The 20217-nt window shown below is 61.3% G+C and carries 8 protein-coding genes; all 8 read left to right on the forward strand.

The window, feature by feature from the left end:
• Positions 1-43 precede the first annotated feature (43 nt).
• Complete coding sequence (locus tag ASE66_RS25415) at positions 44-5191, forward strand: DEAD/DEAH box helicase (protein WP_057192512.1); 5148 nt, start codon at positions 44-46, stop codon at positions 5189-5191.
• The gene (locus ASE66_RS25420; protein ID WP_057192513.1) at positions 5191-7977 is read left to right on the forward strand and encodes a DEAD/DEAH box helicase; all 2787 of its coding nucleotides are present in this window, start codon (positions 5191-5193) and stop codon (positions 7975-7977) included. The genes ASE66_RS25415 and ASE66_RS25420 overlap by 1 nt, the downstream gene beginning before the upstream one ends.
• Positions 7977-12806, forward strand: coding sequence for an Eco57I restriction-modification methylase domain-containing protein (locus ASE66_RS25425; protein ID WP_057192514.1), 4830 nt, complete (start codon positions 7977-7979; stop codon positions 12804-12806). The genes ASE66_RS25420 and ASE66_RS25425 overlap by 1 nt, the downstream gene beginning before the upstream one ends.
• A complete protein-coding gene (locus ASE66_RS25430; RefSeq protein WP_057192515.1) occupies positions 12790-14772 on the forward strand; it encodes a hypothetical protein in 1983 nt (660 codons plus the stop codon). Before ASE66_RS25425 ends, ASE66_RS25430 begins: the two co-directional genes overlap by 17 nt.
• Entirely contained in the window at positions 14769-15545 is a 777-nt protein-coding gene (locus ASE66_RS25435) for an HNH endonuclease (RefSeq protein ID WP_057192516.1), read from the forward strand. The genes ASE66_RS25430 and ASE66_RS25435 overlap by 4 nt, the downstream gene beginning before the upstream one ends.
• A 389-nt stretch (positions 15546-15934) precedes the next feature.
• Positions 15935-17761: an ATP-dependent nuclease gene (locus ASE66_RS25440; RefSeq protein WP_057193392.1), complete on the forward strand. Its 1827-nt coding sequence runs from the start codon at positions 15935-15937 to the stop codon at positions 17759-17761.
• The gene (locus ASE66_RS25445; protein ID WP_057192517.1) at positions 17748-19568 is read left to right on the forward strand and encodes an ATP-dependent helicase; all 1821 of its coding nucleotides are present in this window, start codon (positions 17748-17750) and stop codon (positions 19566-19568) included. The genes ASE66_RS25440 and ASE66_RS25445 overlap by 14 nt, the downstream gene beginning before the upstream one ends.
• A gap of 327 nt (positions 19569-19895) precedes the next feature.
• A complete protein-coding gene (locus ASE66_RS25450) occupies positions 19896-20216 on the forward strand; it encodes a hypothetical protein (protein WP_156412325.1) in 321 nt (106 codons plus the stop codon).
• Position 20217: the final 1 nt, after the last annotated feature.

Genomic DNA, 20217 nt, shown 5'->3' on the forward strand with positions numbered 1-20217 from the left:
AAGGCCAGATATCTCAAATACGAGGTAACTGGGGAGGGGCGTCGTGGACATCTTTGATCTCGATCAAGCGCTGATAGAGCGATATGAATCATTCGCTCGCTCCTTCTCGGAGATCCGCGCGCCGGAAATCCGTGCTCAAGTTGATGCTGCCTATAATGAGCAGCGGTTTTGGCCCGAGCCTCTGATCACCATTAATCCGCGCTTCGAGTCTGGTCATTCTGTTGATCAGCTTGTTGCGCAAGAAGTGCTCGATCCGGCTCTTAGCAGGATATTCGCGGCAGGCCCTGACCGTACGCCAATAAAGCTTCACCGACACCAAGATCGCGCTGTTGCGAAGGCGCGCAATGGTGAAAGCTTCATCGTGACCACAGGCACGGGGTCAGGAAAGTCGCTGTGCTTCTTCTTGCCGATCGTCGATGCAGTGGTGCGCGCGCGGCGCGCAGGCGAGCCGCAGCGGACGCGCGCGATCATCATCTATCCAATGAACGCGTTGGCCAACAGCCAGCTTGAAGAGCTCGAAAAATTCATCGGCGGCTCGGGGCTCGACGAGGAGCTGCGCCCGACCTTCAGCCGCTATACCGGCCAAGAAAGTGATGCGGAACGGCAGGCGATCGCCAAGGCCAAGCCCGATATCTTGCTGACGAACTTCATGATGCTCGAGCTGCTCATGACGCGCCAGGATGAACTCGATCGTGCCGTCATCGCCAATGCAGTCGGCCTGGATTTCTTGGTGCTGGATGAACTGCACACCTACCGCGGCCGTCAGGGGGCGGATGTCGCGATGCTGGTGCGTCGCGTTAAAGACCGCCTTGTCAAAGAGCGAAAGTTGCTGTGCATCGGTACGTCAGCGACGATGTCGAGCGCGCACGACGAGATCGAACGAGCAAGCGCCGTTGCTCGCGTCGGCAAGCTGATTTTTGGGGAAGAGCTCAGTTCGGCATCGGTCATCGATGAGAATCTCGCCAGGGCAACGGACCCCCGGATCAACAGCACAAGCCTCGGAGCAGCACTCCCGGACGCGGTTCTGGCGCCAATACCGGAAAGCCTGACGGACGAGGAGTTGCATTCCCATCCGCTCGCCTGCTGGATCGAGACTGAGATCGGGCTTGTCGAGGGCGAGAAACTGCGCCGTCGCGCGCCCATGACCTTGAGCGATGCGAGCTCCAAACTCGTGGCCCGGACAAACATCCCTTCAGAAGAATGCAGAGTTGCTCTTGCCGGGATGCTGTCGTTGATGGGGCGCCGCGAAGATCTTCGCGGTGGCGTCAGCGACCGGGCATTCCTGGCATTTAAGCTTCATCGATTCATTTCTGGTGCTGGCCACGCATACGCAACGATCGAGCCTGCGACCGATCGGCGTGTTGTGCTGGAAGGACAGGTATTTCATCCATCCGATCCGAACGCGCGCCTATATCCAGTCTTCTTTTGCCGTGAATGCGGTCAAGAGCACCACAGCGTTCGGATTGAGAATGCGCTCGATGGTGTTCGCGTTCTCGCACGACCGATTGATGATCCGGCAAGCGAAGCCCCGGAACCAGATGGATCACGGACCGGGTTTCTGGTCCCTGCGATCAATGCTGACTTCTTGTTCGGGGGCGCTGTCGCCGACTATCCGGATGATTGGCAAGAAACGACGCCGGCAGGACAGGAGCGGCTGAAAGCGGGGCATCGGGGCAAGCACGAGGGGCAGCTTCTCCTTGTGAAGCCTGATGGATCGCTCACCGATGACGGGGTGCCGGCCTGGTTCTTCGGCGGCAAGTATCGCTTTTGCCCCCATTGCCGTCATCAGCCGCCACAACAGGCACGTGACATCAATAAGCTGGCGGGTCTATCGGCCGAAGGGCGGAGTTCTGCGACGACGCTTATCGTCTCGACCATTTTGGCATGGATGGAGGCGGACAGCACGCTTGAGGAAAGTGCCCGTAAGCTTCTGGGTTTTACAGACAATCGCCAAGATGCGGCTCTGCAGGCAGGGCACTTCAACGACTTCATTTTCGTCAGCTTGCTCCGAGGCGGCATCTTACGCGCCGTGCGTGTAGCAGGTGAGAAGGGCCTCCCAGATCTTCGGTTCGGGGAAGCCGTTCGCAAGGCGCTTGGCTTCGACCTTGAGGAACCCGATCGTCTGTCCGACTGGATGGCGGATCCACGTGTAAAGGGATTTCACAATCGCCAAGCGGCCGAGGAAGTGCTGACGTCTATCCTCGCACACCGCATGTGGGCGGATCTTCGGAAAGGCTGGCGCTTCACGAATCCTAATCTCGAAGAGGCCGGCCTTGTGGAGGTCCGGTTCCCTGGGCTGGGTGAGTTAGCGGGCGACGACGAAGAGTTCGCTGACAACCCGCGACTGGCGGCCGCCACGCCCCAGCTGCGGGCCAGGCTCTTCAACCTGCTTTTCGACTATATGCGTCGCGGCCTTGCCATCGCTACAGAGGCGCTCGATCGCCAGCGGATATTGCAAGTCGCCGAGACGTCGAGGAACCACCTCCGCGATCCCTGGCTTATCGATCAGAACGAAGAGCAGGAGTTACGGCAAGCCGGATTTCTGATGATCGACCCGCCAAGTAAGGCGGAGATCAGCGCAGCGGAAGATGTGTTGATCGTACGCGGCGGCTGGCGGACGGCGCTGGGCAAGGCCCTGCGCAGCAAGGATATTTGGGGGGAGCCGCTACCCGTCAAAGAATATGACGATGTTATCGCCACGCTCCTGAGGGCCGCCGAAAATCACCAGGTCATTCGCCGGGTGTTCACCGGCGGCGAGGCTCCTGCGTGGCGCCTTGCATCGACGGCCTTGCGCCTCTTTCCTGCAACCAGAAGGGCGGATGGGAAACGCGAGAACCCATTTTTCCGCACGCTGTATGAAGAAGTCGCAGAGATGCTCGGGCAGAAGGGCGACTTGCCCTTTGCCTTCGAGGCTCGGGAGCACACCGCTCAGGTCGACCAGAAGGTCCGTGCTTGGCGCGAAGACCGGTTCCGGTTCGGGAAGTCGGATATCGAAAGAATCGCTCACAACCGAGATGAAATGCGCCAGGAAGGCGAGCCCGCCAGCTTCCTTCCGGCGCTGTTCTGCTCGCCGACAATGGAACTCGGAGTTGATATCAGCGCGCTGAACACTGTCTTTCTCCGGAATGCGCCGCCGACACCGGCAAATTACGTGCAGCGGGCCGGCCGTGCTGGCCGCAGCGGCCAAGCAGCGCTTGTTGTCACCTATTGCGCCGCCCAGTCTCCCCACGACCAGTATTATTTCAACAATCGTCAAGGGCTCGTCGCGGGCGTCGTGAAGCCGCCGGCCCTGGATCTTGCCAATCGCGATCTGCTGCGAAGCCATCTCCACGCAGAGTGGTTGGCGGCGGCCGTCGTGCCGCTAAAGCCGTCGATCCCCGAGAATTTGAACATGGCGACGTCGGAGATGGCGGTCTCAAATGAGATTGAATCCGCCTTCGCAAAGCTCGTCGCGAGCGGAGCGGCAAAACCCACAATGCGGCGTCTGCTTGAGCGAACTGCCAGCGTGGTCGAACTGGCCGATGCGCCTTGGCTGGCCGATATCAATGCCTTTGTCGATGAGACTGATAGAGAAGCCGCGCAGAATTTCGCAGGCAGCTTCGGCCGCTGGCGGGAACTCTACCAAAGCGCCCGCCGTGAGCAGGATGAGGCTCATCAAATTCAGCAGAGAACATCATTCAAGCCAGGCGAGCGCAAGGAGGCAGCACGGCGTCATTTCCGTGCGACAGAAGAGCTCGACATGCTCGAGCGCGGACAGGCCTCGAACGGTTCAGACTTCTACACGTATCGCTATTTGGCGACCGAAGGATTCCTGCCGGGCTACAACTTCCCGCGCCTCCCGCTTTATGCGTTCATTCCTGCGACCAAGCGCGCGGCTGTTTTGCAAAGGCCGCGCTTCCTCGCGATTTCCGAATTCGGTCCCAACAGCCTGATCTATCATGAGGGGCGGGCCTACCGGGTCGTCCGTGCGAAGTTGCCGGCGCACGGACGCCTCGATGATGGCAAGCTTGCCACCACCAGCCTCATCTTGTGCGCCGAGTGTGGAGCGGCTCACGTCGATGACAAGCTCGAGCGATGCCATGCGTGCAGCGCGTCGCTGGCCGGCGTGGATCGGCTCGATAACGTTTATCGAATCGACAATGTTGAAACCGCACCTTCGGCTAGGATCACGGCGAATGATGAAGATCGGCAGAGGCGTGGCTTTGAGATCCAGACCGTTTTCCAATGGCAATTCGAAAAAGGCGTTCCTGATATCCGCACGCTTACCTTGCGTTCGGGAGGAGAGCCGCTTCTGCTCCTCGATTACGGCGCACGCGCAAAGCTATCGCGCATTAACAAGGGACTTCGCCGACGGAAGTCGAAGTCGATAAACGGCTTCTGCATCGATCCGACGTCGGGGCGATGGGTCAAGGATACGCTCAATGGCGGGGATGACGATGACATGGACGTCACAATCCCGAAGTCGCAACGGATCGTGCCGATCGTCGAGGACCACAAGAATGCGCTCCTGGTGCGGCCGCTTGCACATTTTGGCGAGGGGCAGATGGCGACCCTCCAGCATGCTCTTTTGCGAGGTATCCAGATCGTTGCTGAACTGGAGGAGGGCGAGCTCCTGGGCGAGCCCTTGCCTAGGCGCGAAGACCGCAAGGCGATCCTCCTTTATGAGGCCACCGAGGGGGGAGCTGGGGTCCTAAACCGCCTTGTCTCCGATCCTCGGCGGATGGCGGAAATCGCGCGCCAGGCGCTCGACCTCATGCACTATGATTTCCCATCTGAGGATGGCGGCCTCAAGGAGCGGTCGGACGCTTGCGTCGCCGGCTGTTATCGCTGCCTGCTCTCATACTTCAACCAGCCCGATCACAATCTGATCGATCGTCGCGACTCGGAGGTCACGGCCTTTTTCTGCCAGCTCGCAGAGCCTCAGGTCGGGGAGGCTGGACCGGTGGAGGTCGCAAGCGGCTGGCTTAGCGCGATCCGCCGGTGGGGATTGCCAGCACCATCCTCGCGCAAAGTCGACGGCACTGTATACGACCTCTATTGGCCAAGCTTCCAGGTGCTCGCGGTATCGGGACATGTGCCGGGGGGACTTGCTTCGGCATGTGCCGACTTGGGGGTGGATGTCGTCGAGCTTCCTGATGTGCCCGGAGATGCGGCGCCGAGGGCGCTGGTTGAGTTGTTGGGGGCGGCATAGTGGAAGCGGTCAGATTTTCGCCGGGGGATCTTGTCGAGGCGCGGGGACGAGAGTGGGTCGTTCTCCCGTCTCCCGATGATGACATCCTCAACGTCAGGCCCTTGTCGGGGTCGGAAGCCGATGCGCAGCGGATCGCGCTTGCGCTTGAAGTCAATCCCGTCAAGCCCGCGCGATTTGCTCCACCAACGCCTGAGCGGCGGGACACCCAGGATGGTGCGCGGTTGCTGGCGGATGCGCTCCGTCTGTCGCTTCGCCGTGGCGCCGGCCCGTTCCGGAGCGCCGCCCATCTCGGTGTGGAGCCGCGCGCCTATCAACTCGTGCCGCTGATGATGGCCTTGAAGCTGTCGGTCGTGCGGCTGCTGATTGCCGACGACGTGGGGATCGGCAAGACGATCGAGGCAGGATTGATCATCCGTGAGATGCTCGATCGCGGCCTGATCGACCGTTTTTCGGTACTGTGTCCGCCGCACCTCGTTGAACAATGGGTCGACGAACTTGCAGAAAAGTTCGACATCGACGCCGTCGCCGTGACATCGGCCAGGGCGCGCAGCCTAGAGCGCGGGCTCCCTGCGGCTCAGAGCTTGTTCGAGGCCTATCCGCACACTGTCGTCAGTCTCGACTATATCAAGGCCGATAGCCGCCGCGATGAGTTCGCGAGAGCTTGTCCGTCCCTCGTGATCGTCGATGAAGCGCACGCCTGCATCGGCGGAGACCGTGGAAGGCATCAGCGTTTCGAGCTTCTCGAACGCTTGGCCTCTGATGAAGAGCGCCACATGCTGCTGCTGACGGCAACGCCGCACAGCGGTGATGAAGCCGCATTCGACCGTCTGTTGGGCCTCATTAGCCCGGAGTTCGCCGGAGGTCCGCATGGCGACGAGAATGCAAGAGCCCGATATGGCCGCCGCCTCGCTCAGCATTACGTTCAGCGGCGCCGACCCGATATCACTGAGGCTGGCTGGCAAGAGAAACGAATATTTCCCGTCCACAATGTGAAGGACGAGCCCTTTAGCCTCAGCGGCGAATTCGCCACCTTCCATGACCGCGTTCTCGACTACTGCCTGGCTGTCACTCAGCGGGCCGGCACGGACCAACGCAGCCGGCGGCTTGCTTTCTGGGGTACGCTCGCGCTGATGCGATGCGTCGGCTCGTCACCCGCGGCCGCGACCAATGCTCTTCGCAATCGCTTGTCCGGGGTGGCGGACGAAGAGGCGATGCAGCCTGTCGTCTTCGACGAAGATGAAGGGCTGCTCGACCAAGGGGATGTGGAGCCGGGCACGGCCAGCGCCGGTGCTGAGGAGCGCGGTGAGCTCGCCGCGCTGATCTCCATGGCAGAGTTCCTTGATAGCCGTCGCGCCGAGGATCCCAAGGTTGCCCGGCTATTGAAGGTTCTGAAGGGGCTGCTTCAGGAAGGCGCCAAGCCAGTCATCTTCTGCAGGTTCATCGCAACGGCTGAGGCGCTTGGTGAAGAGATAAAGCGAACTTGGCCGAAGGCTGACGTAGCGGTCGTGACCGGACGCCTGCCGCCAGAAGAGCGGCGAGCCCGCGTTGACCTGCTCGACGGCTCCGAGAGCCGTATCCTGGTCGCGACTGACTGCCTCTCCGAAGGCATCAATCTGCAGTCATTGTTCGACGCCGTGGTTCACTACGACCTTAGTTGGAATCCGACGCGTCATCAGCAGCGGGAAGGTCGCGTTGACCGATTTGGTCAGCAGTCGCCCGTCGTCCGTTCGGTCACCATCTTCGGCGAAAACAGCGCGATCGACGGCGCGGTATTGCAGGTTATTCTTCGTAAAGCCGAAGCCATTCGCAAGGCGACAGGCATCTCCGTGCCGATGCCGGAGGACAGCGACGGCGTGACCTCGGCGCTCATGCAGGCGCTCATGCTTCGTGCCGGAGGACATCGCGAGCAGCTGGCATTCGATTTCGGCCTGTCAAGCGAGCGGCTCGATGGCAGATGGCGCGACGCCGAGGAAAACGCGAAGGCAAGTCGCGCGCGATACGCGCAGGGAGCTCTGAAGCCCGATGAGGTACTGCCGGAATGGCAGCAGATGCGTGCGCTGAATGGCGGCCCGACCGAAGTCGCACGCTTCGCGGAACGTGCCTTGAAGCGCGTGGGAGCGCCTTTGGAGAAGGTCGGAAAGCACCATCTCGTTCATCTCGACGCGATGCCCGACGCTATCAAGGAGCGCCTGGAAGCGCGGGGTTTGCGTGGGACGCGAAGGGTTGGCTTCGAGGATGATCCTGCACCGGGCGTTACCCACCTCGGGCGCGTCCACCCCCTCGTCGCAAGCTTGGCCGAGAGTTTGGCAGAGGGCGCACTTGATCCGGAAGGCGCCGCGTTCCGGCCGCTTGGCCGGTGCGGCGCCTGGCGCACACGAGCCGTCAGTCAAATGACAACGCTGCTGCTGCTACGCCTCCGCTTCAAGCTCATAACTAGCGGCCGTACAAACCGCATGCTGTTGGCGGAGGAGGCCACTGGGATTGCTTTTGGGGGAATAGCTCCGGCTTCGCTCCTCGAAGGACCGTCCGCTCTTGAACTTCTCGAGGCTGAGGCAACAGGGAATCTTGATGAGCTTGCTGCTGCGCGTCAGCTTCAACGGGCTCATGAACGACTGGCGAGTTATCAGCCTGCGGTAGGAGCTTACGCTGCGGGACGCGGCGCTGCGCTTTCTGCGGACCATCTTCGGCTGACGGAAGCCGCACGCGGCGGGGCGACGGTCGAGGTTGTTCCTGTCTTACCAGCGGACGTCATTGGTCTCTACGTCCTCCTTCCGGAGGGCGAGTGATGGCCCGGCATCTCAAACGCACCGCCAATATTGGGCTTACCGCTGTATCGATCGAAGGTGGGTTGATCTCCCCCGATCAGGTGGCGGCGATCGCCGCCACCGCGCCGGATCAGAAGGCGGCAGCCGACTATGGTTGTCCCAAAGGGACGAACCTCCGAGACGAGATCACGCGCTACTTCAGGATCGGCCAAGCGCATTGGCAGGCGTATGCCAAATTGCCGGCGCCCAACGAAGCTCAGACAGCGACCTTTGTGAAAAGCCTGCTCCAGGAGGCGTTCGGGTTCGAAGCTCTGCGCGGTCCGAACGTTCACCAGCAGGATGGCCATACGTACCGCATTGCCCTTGAGGCAAAGGGCGGCCGGGTGCCGATCGTGGTGGTCGCGTCCCTACCGGAAGGGGATGCGTTCACCAAAGCGCTTACGCAAATGGGCGACGATCATGGCGGCACGATTCCGCGTCGTTCTCCGAGCGTGCTGCTTCAGGATTGGTTGAACGCAAGCTCCGAGTTCTTATGGGGTCTGGTCTTTGCTGGGGACCGCCTTCGCCTCATGCGAGACAATGACAGCTTCACCCGGCCGGCCTTTATCGAAGCGGATCTTGGGGCGATCTTCCGCGACGAGATGTTCGCGGACTTTACAGCGACGTGGCTGCTGATTCATGCCACGCGCTTTGGTGGCGAGGGTGCTGCAGCGGCCGATTGCGCGCTGGAGCGCTGGCGCGACGCTGGATTGAGAGCCGGAACCGCGGCGCGCGATCGGCTTGGAAAGAGCGTCAAGGAAGCGCTTCTGGCACTCGGCCAGGGGTGCCTGGACGCGAACCCCGATCTCCGCGCGAAGCTCGATGAAAACCATACCAGCACGCAGGGTTGGTTCGAGCAGCTTCTACGTATTGTCTACAGACTGATTTTCTTGGCCGTCGCCGAGGACCGCGAACTCCTGCACGGACCGGACGCATCGGAGGCGGCGCGCGACCTCTATGCTTCGGCTTACGGCTTCAGCCATATGCGAGAGCGGTCGGCGCGGCGTTCGTCGCACGATCATCATCATGACGCCTGGGAAGTGGCGAAGATCGTTTTCCGAGCTCTGGAGCGCAGTGAGCAGTTGCTAGGATTGCCTGCGCTGGGCGGGATTTTTGCGCGCGGCGCGACGCCCGACCTTGATGATGTGAAGCTGCCCAATCGGGCGTTCTTGCGTGCCATCTTCCACCTGAGTTGGTTGATAGAGGATGGACGCCGCGTCCGGGTGAACTGGCGCGACATGGCGACGGAGGAGCTTGGGTCGGTTTATGAGGGACTGCTTGAGCTTGTCCCCATCCGCGAGGACCATGGGCGACGGTTTGGCTTCGCCGATGCCGACGAAGCCAAGGGCAATGCGCGCAAGACCTCGGGCAGCTACTATACGCCGGACAGCCTCGTCCAGACGCTACTCGATTCCACGCTCGATCCCGTTCTTATGCGGGCCGAAGCGGAGGGAGGTGCCGAGGCGATCCTCAAGCTCTCCGTGATCGATCCAGCCTGTGGATCGGGTCATTTCCTGCTTGGCGCCGCGCGTCGGATGGCGGCCCGTGTGGCGCAACTGCGCGACAGCGAAGCACCAGACTACCCCGCGGCGATGCGTGATGTCGCGCGCCATTCAATCCACGGGGTGGATCGCAACCCGATGGCGGTAGAGCTTGCGAAGGTCGCGCTCTGGATCGAGGCGCTAGAGCCCGGTAAGCCACTCGCTTTCCTGGACAGTCATATCCGATGTGGTGACAGTCTTGTCGGGATGTTCGACGTCGCTAGTCTCGCTGGTGGCATCCCCGACGCGGCCTACGATGCGCTTGAGGGCGACGACATCGAAGTGGCAAAAGTCTATGCCCGCCGCAACAAGGAGCAGCGGGAGGGCAAGGGTGCGACTGGCCTCTTCGCCGAGCTGAAGCCGCCGGCCGGTCTCATCGGCGCGGCTGAAGCGTTGACGGCTATGCCGGAGGACACTCTGGCCGATGTCGCCGCCAAGGAGGCGGCCTTCGCGCGGATACACAGCGGACCGAATTGGTCGCGGCTGAAGACCGCCAGCGACGCCTATGTGGCCGCGTTTTTCATTCCGAAGACCGGACCGATTCCGGGGCCCGCCGACTTCACCCGGCCTCTTATGCCGGAAACCGACCACGTCTGGACGGCGGCGCGTGGTCAGCCGCTTTATGACCCGCTCATCGCAGAGGTCGAGAGGATTGCTCACTCGGTCAGCGCCTTTCACTGGCCACTAGAATTCCCGGCGATCATGGCGCGGGGGGGCTTCGACGTGGTGATCGGCAATCCACCGTGGGAACGAATCAAGCTGCAGGAGCAGGAGTTCTTCGCCGCCCGCGATCCCGAGATCGCGACCGCTGCAAACAAGGCCGAGCGGGGTGCGCTTATCAAGGCGCTGAAGCAGGCCGATCCGGGGACGCCGAGGGCGTCGTTAGCGGCGGAATTCGAGTTCACGAAGCGCGCGTCCGAGGCGGCAAGCGTGTTCGTGCGCAAGGGCGGGCGCTTCCCCCTGACTGGGACAGGAGATGTCAACACCTACGCGCTGTTCGCCGAACTTTTTTCCCAGCTCGCGCGGGCGGGCGGACGCGCCGGAATAATCGTGCCAACCGGCGTCGCCACCGACAGCTCGACAAGTGCGTTCTTCGGCGATCTGGTAGTCAACCGAAAGCTCTTCAGCCTATACGACTTCCAAACCGGACTTGGGTTCTTTGACGATATTGGTCACGCTCGATTCAAATTTTGCCTTCTAACGGTAGGTCAAGCGAACACGGGACCTGCGGCAATAAAACTCAGTTTCTTTTCAAGAACAGAGGAAGAGTTTCGAGATGAACGGCGTCATCTCACGCTCACGCCTGATCAAATTCTTGAATTGAATCCAAACACTGGAACTTCTCCAATTTTTAGAACCGAATTTGATGCGGTTCTGACTCGAAAGCTCTATCGCGCAGCGCCCATACTCATTCGCGAGCGCCCGGAGCACCAAGACAGCAACGATAATCCGTGGGGCATTACTTTTCAGCGCCTGTTCGATATGTCGACGGACAGCAAGCTGTTCCGCACTGCTTCACAGCTCGCCGCGCATAGCTTCCAGCGTGATGGAGCGGATTGGGTACGTCGAGACGAACCTCGCTACGTGCCGCTCTACGAAGCGAAGATGATCCATCATTTCGATCATCGTTTCAGTTCCTACGCGGGCTTCTCCGAGCGCTCGGGCGAGGGCTCATTGCCGCCGTCGCCAGACGCTGCCAAGGCCGATCCCGACTACGAGGCCGACCCGTGGTACTGGGTGCCGCAGGCCGAGGTAGAGCTGCGCGTCGCGCGCGCGCCGTCGCGCCTCAAGCAATATTTCCGTAAGGAGAACGCCGAGGGGTGCCTGAAGGTACTGGCGCAATGGGTACTGGGCACGTTGGACCCCGAAGATTTGCTGGCGGGCAACCTGGCGCGCTCAGCTCCCCGCGCGAGCGCGCGTCTGCGCGATATGCTGGGGCAACGTGCGCTCGAGCGCGATATTGTAGGCGGTAAATTCGCGACATGGCTTCACAAGGCCGCGGACGGCGCGCGCGAGATGCGCCGTGAGATGCCGCTCACCGACGACGATCTCGTCTTCATCAAGACCGGTCCCGCCGATCCGCTGGCGCTCACGGCCGCGTTGATCAACCGCAAACAGCCACACTGGCTGATGGGTTGGCGGGACATCTGCCGATCCACCGACGAACGCACGGTGATCGCGAGTATTTTCCCGAAGGTAGGTGTGGGCAATAAGCTTCCTCTAATGGAATGCGCAGACGCCGGCGCAGAGGAGGTTACTTGCTTTATAGCGAACCTGTCGTCGATCTCCTTTGATTATGCTGCACGTCAAAAGATTGGCGGCACAACGATGAACTACTTCATCTACAAGCAACTCCCCGTCCTCTCCCCACACCAATTTTCGGGCAACGATCGCGCCTTCATCATGCCGCGCGTGCGCGAACTCACCTATACCTCGTATTCGATGCGTCCATGGGCCGAGGATCTCGGCTACGCGGGTTCACCGTTTATCTTCGATGCCGCCCGCCGCGCGGATCTGCGAGCCGAGCTCGACGCTCTGTTCGCGCTGAAATACGGGCTTTCGCGCGATGAACTGCGCTATGTGCTAGATCCGGCCGATACGCATGGGGCGAACTATCCCTCCGAAACCTTCCGCGGTCTTAAGCGCAACGAGGAGTCCGCCTTCGGCGAGTTCCGCACGCGCCGTCTCGTGCTCGACGCCTATGACCGGCTGTCGGGATCACACCTGGCGAGCGGACCAATCGAGTTCCGCTCCGCTCAGCCAACATCGCTTGTGGTCGCGCTGCCGGACAACGCATGGGCTCGGGTTCAACAATCTAACCCTGGAGACACGGGCGCTGCCTTGGCTGCCATTCTCAAAGCCATGGTTGGGCCGAAGCTGATCCGCGATGTTCTTCTCGCCACTGCCTTCGTTATGGAGCCGCGCCTACTTGCTCCGCTCCTGCCGATCGCCAAAGCGGCAGAATGGCGCCGCCTGGTGGGGCCGGAAGCTGATCCTCTTGCCGACAATGTCGCCACATTTGTCGCAAGGAACAACACAGCCTGGGGCGCTGCCGTCCGAAACCACCGCGGCAACGGGCGATTGGTTGAGGATCTCCAGGGTGTGACATGGGCACCCGGCTCCGGATTGGACGCTATCGACACCTCGGGATGGCCCGACGGCCGCTCGGTCTTCGTGTTCGACGCATTGGAAAGCATCAGCCTCGACGCAGCGGTGAATTCGCTGCCCGCTGACATTCAGCAGTGGGTGACCAATGCCGCAGCAGCCTGACCTTCTCGCCCCGCAAACCCTGACGGTAACGCCCGCTACAGGGGTGGAGGGGCCGCGGCTTTGGGTGCGGCGCCTCGTCATATGGAAGGAGCCCGGCGGGGAGAAGGTGCGGGACATCGAACTTCGTCCCGGCCTGAACATCGTCTGGTCACCTGATGGAGCAGATGATGCCGCTTTGGCAGGTCAGACCAATGCCGTTGGGCATGGTAGCGGCAAGACGCTGTTCTGCCGGCTTGTCCGCTATTGTCTCGGCGAGGATCGCTTCGCCACCGAGGCCCAGCGGGATCGGATCGGCACAGCCTTCCTGAATGGCATCGTCGGTGCCGAGGTCATGCTTGATGGGATTTGCTGGGCGATTGTTCGCCCACTCGGCGTGCGTCGGAGACACATGGCTGTGCCGGGCGGAAATCTCGATGAGATCGCCGCTGGCGAGGGCGCTTCCACTGGGATGGAACCGTTCATCGAAGCGGTCGACCAGCGCATCATCACCACCGCGCTTGCCGAGTTGGTCCGCCCACAGGCGAATGGGCCCATTTGGCCAATCGCGCTGGCTTGGCTGACGCGAGACCAGGAGTGTCGATTCGACGATGTTCTGGATTGGCGGTCGCCGACATCGGATTCCGATTCCCCGCTGCCGGCAAGCGGACAGGAGAAGGGACCGAGGCTCGAAGCGCTCCGTTCGTTTCTGATGGCAATCACCCCTGAGGAGCAAGCCACGCGTGGCGAAGTGAATAGCCTCAGCGAGCAACGCCGAGTCCTGGATCAAGAGATCGGCCATCGCCGGTGGGAAATCGAGCGTACGCAAACTCGGCTCGTTACGGGTCTCGACCTCCAGGGGCAGGCGCTCCCCGAGATGCCATTGCTGATCGATGTCATGCGCAAGTCTGCCGGCGCCCACCTGGCGGCGGCAAGTCAGCTTCCCGTTGGTGGCGACCCAGAGCTCGTCGCAGCACGCGAGCAACGAGAGGCCGCGAGAAGTGAATGGGCACGCCTCGACGGCGAACGCATCCGGATCGAGGCTCTTGTACCCGCGGAAGAACGCGCCTTGGCGATGATTCGGGGGGAGCTGCCGGGACTTTCCTACTCCAATGTAGAGGCGGAAAGCCCGATCTGCCCGATCTGTGAGGTCCCGATCGATCGGGCCTTGGCGGAGGGATGCAAGCTCTCGCACAAAATACCCGATGCCAACGCGTGTCGGCAGCGCTGGGATCAACGTCAGGCGGATCTCGACGCCCAAGCGAAGCAGGTTGAAACCTTGCGGCAGGAGCAGAAGCAGATTTTGCCACAAGTTGCTCTGGCCAAGCAGCATTTCGATCGATCTGTCGATCGTGTCACGAATATCGAGAAGGCCCGCGACGCCCGAGAGTCCACTTGGTATATCGCCCGCAGGCTCCAGGACGATGTCGAGCGACTGGCTGATCTCTTCGAAACCCAGGAGGCAGCGATTAGGCGTCTCCGTGAGCTGGGGACGAAACTAGAGACGGAGAGGGAGCGGCTAGGCGCGTTTCGCGACAAACAGGCCCGCGTTTTTGGTCGCATGAGCGAGAAGTTCGACCCGATCATCCGACGGTTGGTCGGGCACGATGCAAAGGGACGGATTATCCTTACCGGGAATGGTCTTGATCTGTCGGTAGACATGGGCGGAGACCGCAGGACAGCCGCGATCGACTCGCTCAAGATCCTTGCTTTCGACCTGGCCGCGATGTGCGTCAGCATCGAAGGCGCGACTCGCGTGCCTTCGTTCCTGCTTCATGACAGCCCCCGTGAGGCTGACCTTGGCTTATCAATCTATGGAAGGCTCTTCGATATCGGTCAGGAGCTGGAGCGTGTTGGCGGAAAGCCTCTGTTTCAGTACATTGTAACGACCACGACGGCGCCTCCGACCGAGTTCAGGGAACGTCCGTACCTGCAGCTCAAGCTGCATGGCGATCCGCCTGCGCAACGCTTGCTCGGGGTGGACTTGTGATTAGCACGGAAGGCCGTCTCGCTGCCTATCCATTCGTCCTGCTCTCTGAGCTGCGAGATGCTGCGAACGAGCACGGCTATCGCATTGGTCCCGAAGAGGCGGATGGATGGATCTTTTTCCGATCGGCCAGCGCACCAGGGGAAATTGGGCTGGCCGCCGCGAGTACCTCTGGGCCATTCTTTCTGTCTGTGATGCTGCAGGGTGTGGCGCGAGCTCTGGATGCCCAACCTGCAACTCCATGGGCCAAAGGCCATGCAAGGGCCTTCATGTTTGGCACTCGTGATGATCTGCATGCCCGGGTCCAGGCGGTGTACCGCTTATCGGTCAGCTTGCCCAATTTCCCCCTTGAGAAATACGAAAAGGCCGTGGCGGGAATTGGTGAGACTGAAGGGGAGCGCGCCCAGAAGTTCAGGATTGGGCAGAATATCTTTCGTGACGCCCTGATGGAATACTGGAATGGGAGCTGCCCGTTGAGCGGGATTTCGAGTCCCGATCTCCTGCGAGCCTCGCACATGATGCCCTGGTCAGACTGTGCGACGGACGCTCAGAGACTCGACGTGCACAACGGACTTCTGCTGTCTGCCCTATGGGACGCTGCATTCGATGCCGGGCTGGTGACATTCGATGACGATGGAATGGTTTTGACTTCTGGTCGTTTGGAGGATGCTGCGCTTGAAGCCTTGGCCTTAGACAGAGCGCCGAGGCTGGCGTTGCGTGATGAGCATCGGCCTTACCTGGCCCATCACCGCAACCACGTTTGGGTTCGGAATTAGGCGGCGAAGGAGATCGTACTTCAATAGGAAACGGATAGACGAGGAAGACTCGCCGGTTCAATGGCGTTGGCTCCCGATGCATGATATGTCTTGGGTGACGGTACTTTTCGACGCGAGCCGAGAACGTCATCAACCGCCATAAACGCAAACCGTATTCGCTGCAGCGTTGGCCGATATCCCGGCGAATGAGTTGCAGCCGAGAGCTGCCGTGCATGGGCTTTCTGCCAGAAGCCAGCGAAAACGACGGCCGCGGTCCGAGGAAGATATCGCCAGAACGGTCGTTAAGCAGTCCCGCGGCGCAATAGGTGCGGAAGCGGCCATATTGCTGAAACGGGTGAAAAGCTCGATGACTGAATAATAGCCAAAATGGCGCTGGGATGGTGGGACGCGTGCGCATCTCGAAGATCAAAATCGATAATTTTGCCAATTTCTCGGAGTTCGAAATTGAGACCGGCGACAACCTCGTGGTTGTTGGAGAAAACAAGGTTGGCAAGAGCAATCTGATTTTCGCTCTCCAGCTCATTCTGGATCCCGGATTGTCAGAGCGCGACCGACAGCTCGGGCTTGAGCATTTCTGGGATGGCCTGGGCGACCATAAGCTTGGCGCAGTCATCGAAATCGTCATCGAGCTCACGGATTTCGAGGACGATCCGCGGCTGCTCGCCCATCTGGGCGACTGCATCGTCGATCCGGGACCGCCGATGGTGTCGCGGCTTACTTACCGTTTCCAGCCGAAAGCCGACCTCGACGGCCATCCGCAGAGCATGGCCGATTACGAGTATATCCTTTTCGGCGGTCTCGATCCCGACAACGCGATGCGTCCGCGTCTGCGGCGCATGCTGCCGATCGATGTTCTCGCCGCCTTGCGTGATGCGGAGAAAGACCTGGCGACGTGGCGACATTCTCCGCTGCGGCCGTTGATCGAGGGGTTGACGGCCGGACTGGACGAGGACGACCGCGCTGCGATCCAGGAGGCCGTGGACACCGCCCAGAATACGCTCGCCGAACGCGACGAGGTGCAAAGCGTTGCGCAGATCATCAGCGATCGTCTTCAAGAGATGGTGGGGCCGGCACATGCGACTCCGATCTCCCTCGGCATCACGCCGACACGCATCGACGCCTTGCTGCGCGCACTGCGCCTGCTGATCGACGGCGGAGCCCGCGGCATAGCGGACGCCAGCCTGGGTACCGCAAATCTCATCTTCCTCGCGCTGAAAAGCCTCGAACTCGATCGGCTCGTCGGGGAGGGAGAGCGTGACCACACGTTCCTCGCCGTCGAGGAGCCGGAGGCGCACCTGCACCCTCACGTGCAAAGGCTCGTCTATCGTCACTTCCTGGCCGAGCCCGATGACGAAGCAGACGAGGACGAGGACGCGGAAGGGGAAGGCAACGAAGATCCGGCGTCGGCGACCCGACTGACGACGATCTTGACCACGCATTCGCCGCACATCGCTAGCATCGCGCCGCTCCGGTCGCTCGTGCTGTTGCGCCGCGACGGCGAAGGGGATCGCACGGTCGGATTTTCAACGGCGAACACGCCGTTGACCGAGGCGGACGAAGCCGATCTTCAGCGCTACATCGATGTCACGCGCGGCGAGCTGTTCTTCGCCCGCGGCGTCATTTTGGTTGAAGGCGATGCCGAGCGCTTCCTCGTCCCGGCTTTCGCGGAAGCGCTGGACATTCCCCTCGATCATCGCGGCATCTCTGTCTGCTCGGTTGGAGGAACTAATTTCGGGCCATATGTGAGACTGCTCGGACCGGACGGCCTCTCAATCCCCTACGTTGTCCTGACCGATCGTGACCCTGTTGAGGCTGGTCCGCCACTGGCGCGCGGGCGTGTGCAAAAGCTCCTCGAGATTGTTGAACCGGGACCCGTCTATGATGATCTCGCCGACGCCGCGATCTTTCGGCGTGGTGAGCGGCACAACATTTTCGTCAATACTCGCACACTCGAGCCCGAACTATTCGGCGCCGGACTTGCGCGCCGCATGGGCGAAATCCTCAAATCGGAACTGCCTCTGCGCCGGGCCGGACGGGAAGCGATCGACGGCTGGGTGGCCGCTCCCGCGACCGTGAATGTCGATCGGTTGCTCAGCCTGATCGAGCGGGTCGGCAAAGGGCGCTTCGCCCAACGGTTGGCGGCAGGAGCGACTGAGCGTCGGTGCCCGGCCTATATTCGGGCCGCGTTGGAGCGCATCCGTGATGCCGTTGCGTAGCACTAGCGCAGCCTATCTGCGGCATGCCGGCGATTTGGCCGGCAATCCGGGACAGCAGGCTGCCTATGATTCCCGTGGGCACTGCGTTGTCCTTGCGGGACCGGGGAGCGGAAAGACCAAAACGCTGGTGCTGAAGCTGGCGCGGATTCTCGCGGAAGATGTCAGAGCCCCCCGCGGGGTGGCCTGCATCACATATAGTCAGGAATGCGCCCGCGAGCTGACGCGGCGGCTGGAGGCGCTTGGATTGCGCGATGCGCCCAATCTTTTCGTGGGGACGGTGCACGGCTTCTGCCTTCGGCACATCCTGACGCCCTATGCACGCCTGGCCGGATTAGCCGTACCGTATCCATTGACGCTCGCGACGACGCGTCAGACCGATAGTGCGTTCAAACAGGTGGCCGAGCGTCTGCTCGGAGTCGGACAGCCATATAAGACACACGATATGGGCAAGTATCGGCGCATCCATCTCGATCGAGATGCCCCCGATTGGGAAAGCGATCCCGACCTCGCTCGCATCACCGAGGGTTATGAGGCGGCGCTGCGTCGTGCAGGCCTGATTGATTTCGACGATCTGGTGATCTTCGGCAATCGTCTGGTGTCGGACCACGACTGGGTGCTGCCGGCCATCCAGGCGCGCTGGCCTGTCTTGGCGGTTGATGAGTATCAGGACTTGGGCGTGCCACTTCACCGGATTGTGGAGCGCCTCGCATTCGATGGCGGTGTGCGGCTGTTCGCAGTGGGCGATGCCGACCAGTCGGTCTACGGCTTCGCCGGCGCAGACGGCGCTCTGTTGCTTGAGCTCGCGCAGCGCGACGATGTCGAGGCGGTCCAGCTTCAGCTCAACTACCGTTCGGCGGGAAGGATTATCCGCGCGTCCGAGTTGGCTCTGGGCGAAGCGCGTGGCTACCAGCCCCATGATCCGGGGCGCCAAGCAGTGATTGAATTCACCGAGCGGCCCGGCGGTCTGGAGGACCAAGCCGCCCACGTCGTCGAAAACCTCATCCCAGCGGCGCTGGCCGCAAAGCCGGGCCGTACCTTGGGGGATATCGCGATCCTGTATCGCGCTGCCAGTGTGGGGGATGTCTTCGCGGACTCTCTGACGGCGGCCGGCTACGACTATATCCGCGTCGACAACGCTGCGCCGTACAAAAAGGTCGGCCTTACGAGTTGGATCGAGGATTGTGCCGCATGGTGCGCTGGAGGCTGGCGGACCGGACGCCCCCAACTCGCTGGGCTCATTTCGCGATGGACCGGATTCCGATCTGGCCGGCCAGATGAGCGCGAAGCGCGCCGCATGGCGCTCGCACTAACTTCATTTCTCTCTGACCATCGCGCCGATGAAGGCGCAGCAGCGCCTTTCGTCACCGCGATCCGAAGGGCATTGGTCGACCCGCTGACAGCCAGCGAGCGAAGTCTTGCTGACCAGCGCGAGCAGGTCCGACGGATGAGCGAGGCTCTCGCTGAAGGCGGGAAGCTCGAAGGGCTGGACCTAAAGAGCCTGGGAGGGCGGGATGGCTCGCCTACCCATGTCAATCTTCTGACGCTGCATTCCGCCAAGGGCTGTGAGTACGATGTCGTGATCATGGTCGGGATGGACATGGGCGCGATGCCGTGGCGTCGCGAAACCGAAAACGAGCTTCGGGAAAGCCGTCGCCTGTTTTATGTCGGGCTGACCCGAGCGCGCGACGCAGTGCATATGCTCTATTCCGGCTGGATTCCCGGCCGCTACGGTGCTCAGCGCCTCGGCCGCTCGCCGTTCGTTGAAGAGCTTGAGGAGCGCCTGGTGGCGGCTGAAGAAGATGAGTGATCTGCGTGTTACGTCAGATCGGCGGTTAATCTACGCTGCCGGCAGCTTCGCGTTGTCGTTGCTTGCCTCAGATATGAATGATACACGTTTTGCGTGTAATTATGTGTTTGGGCACGTGCGACAACAGCATTTCCGCCCTAGACGATGGACGGATTGAAGGTTGCAGGACGATGTCTGACCGTCGTGAGATATGGGACGGGGTTTCGTTGATTCTGAGCCGCGTAACCATCCCAGGCGTTGGGTGAGGGACGCTGTCGCGGCTGATAGTTACTGCTGGTCGATAAGGCAAACTTCCGAAGGGGAAAACGAATGGTCGTGGAAGGGGCGTTGACCGTGTTCGGTGTCGGCTGTGCCGGTGGCATTGTGGCAGAAATCCTTCACTGGTGGAACCTGCGGCAAGCTGAGCAGCTTCCCGCCTATCGAGTCAGCCTATTCTACTGGGGAGTCACGGCCGCCATGATCATAGCCGGCGGCTTCGTCGCGTGGCTCTATTTTGGCGGACGTGCGGAAGGCATCATCGCCTTTCACGTCGGCATCTCGACTCCCCTTATCTTGCAAAAACTGGTGACAAGTGTTCCTCAGCCTGCCGGCGCCAAGAACGTGATAGCTCGGCCCGCCCCGAGTTTGCGGAATTTCTTCACCTGGTGAC

The sequence above is a fragment of the Allobosea sp. Root483D1 genome, from assembly GCF_001429505.1.
GTDB lineage: Bacteria > Pseudomonadota > Alphaproteobacteria > Rhizobiales > Beijerinckiaceae > Allobosea.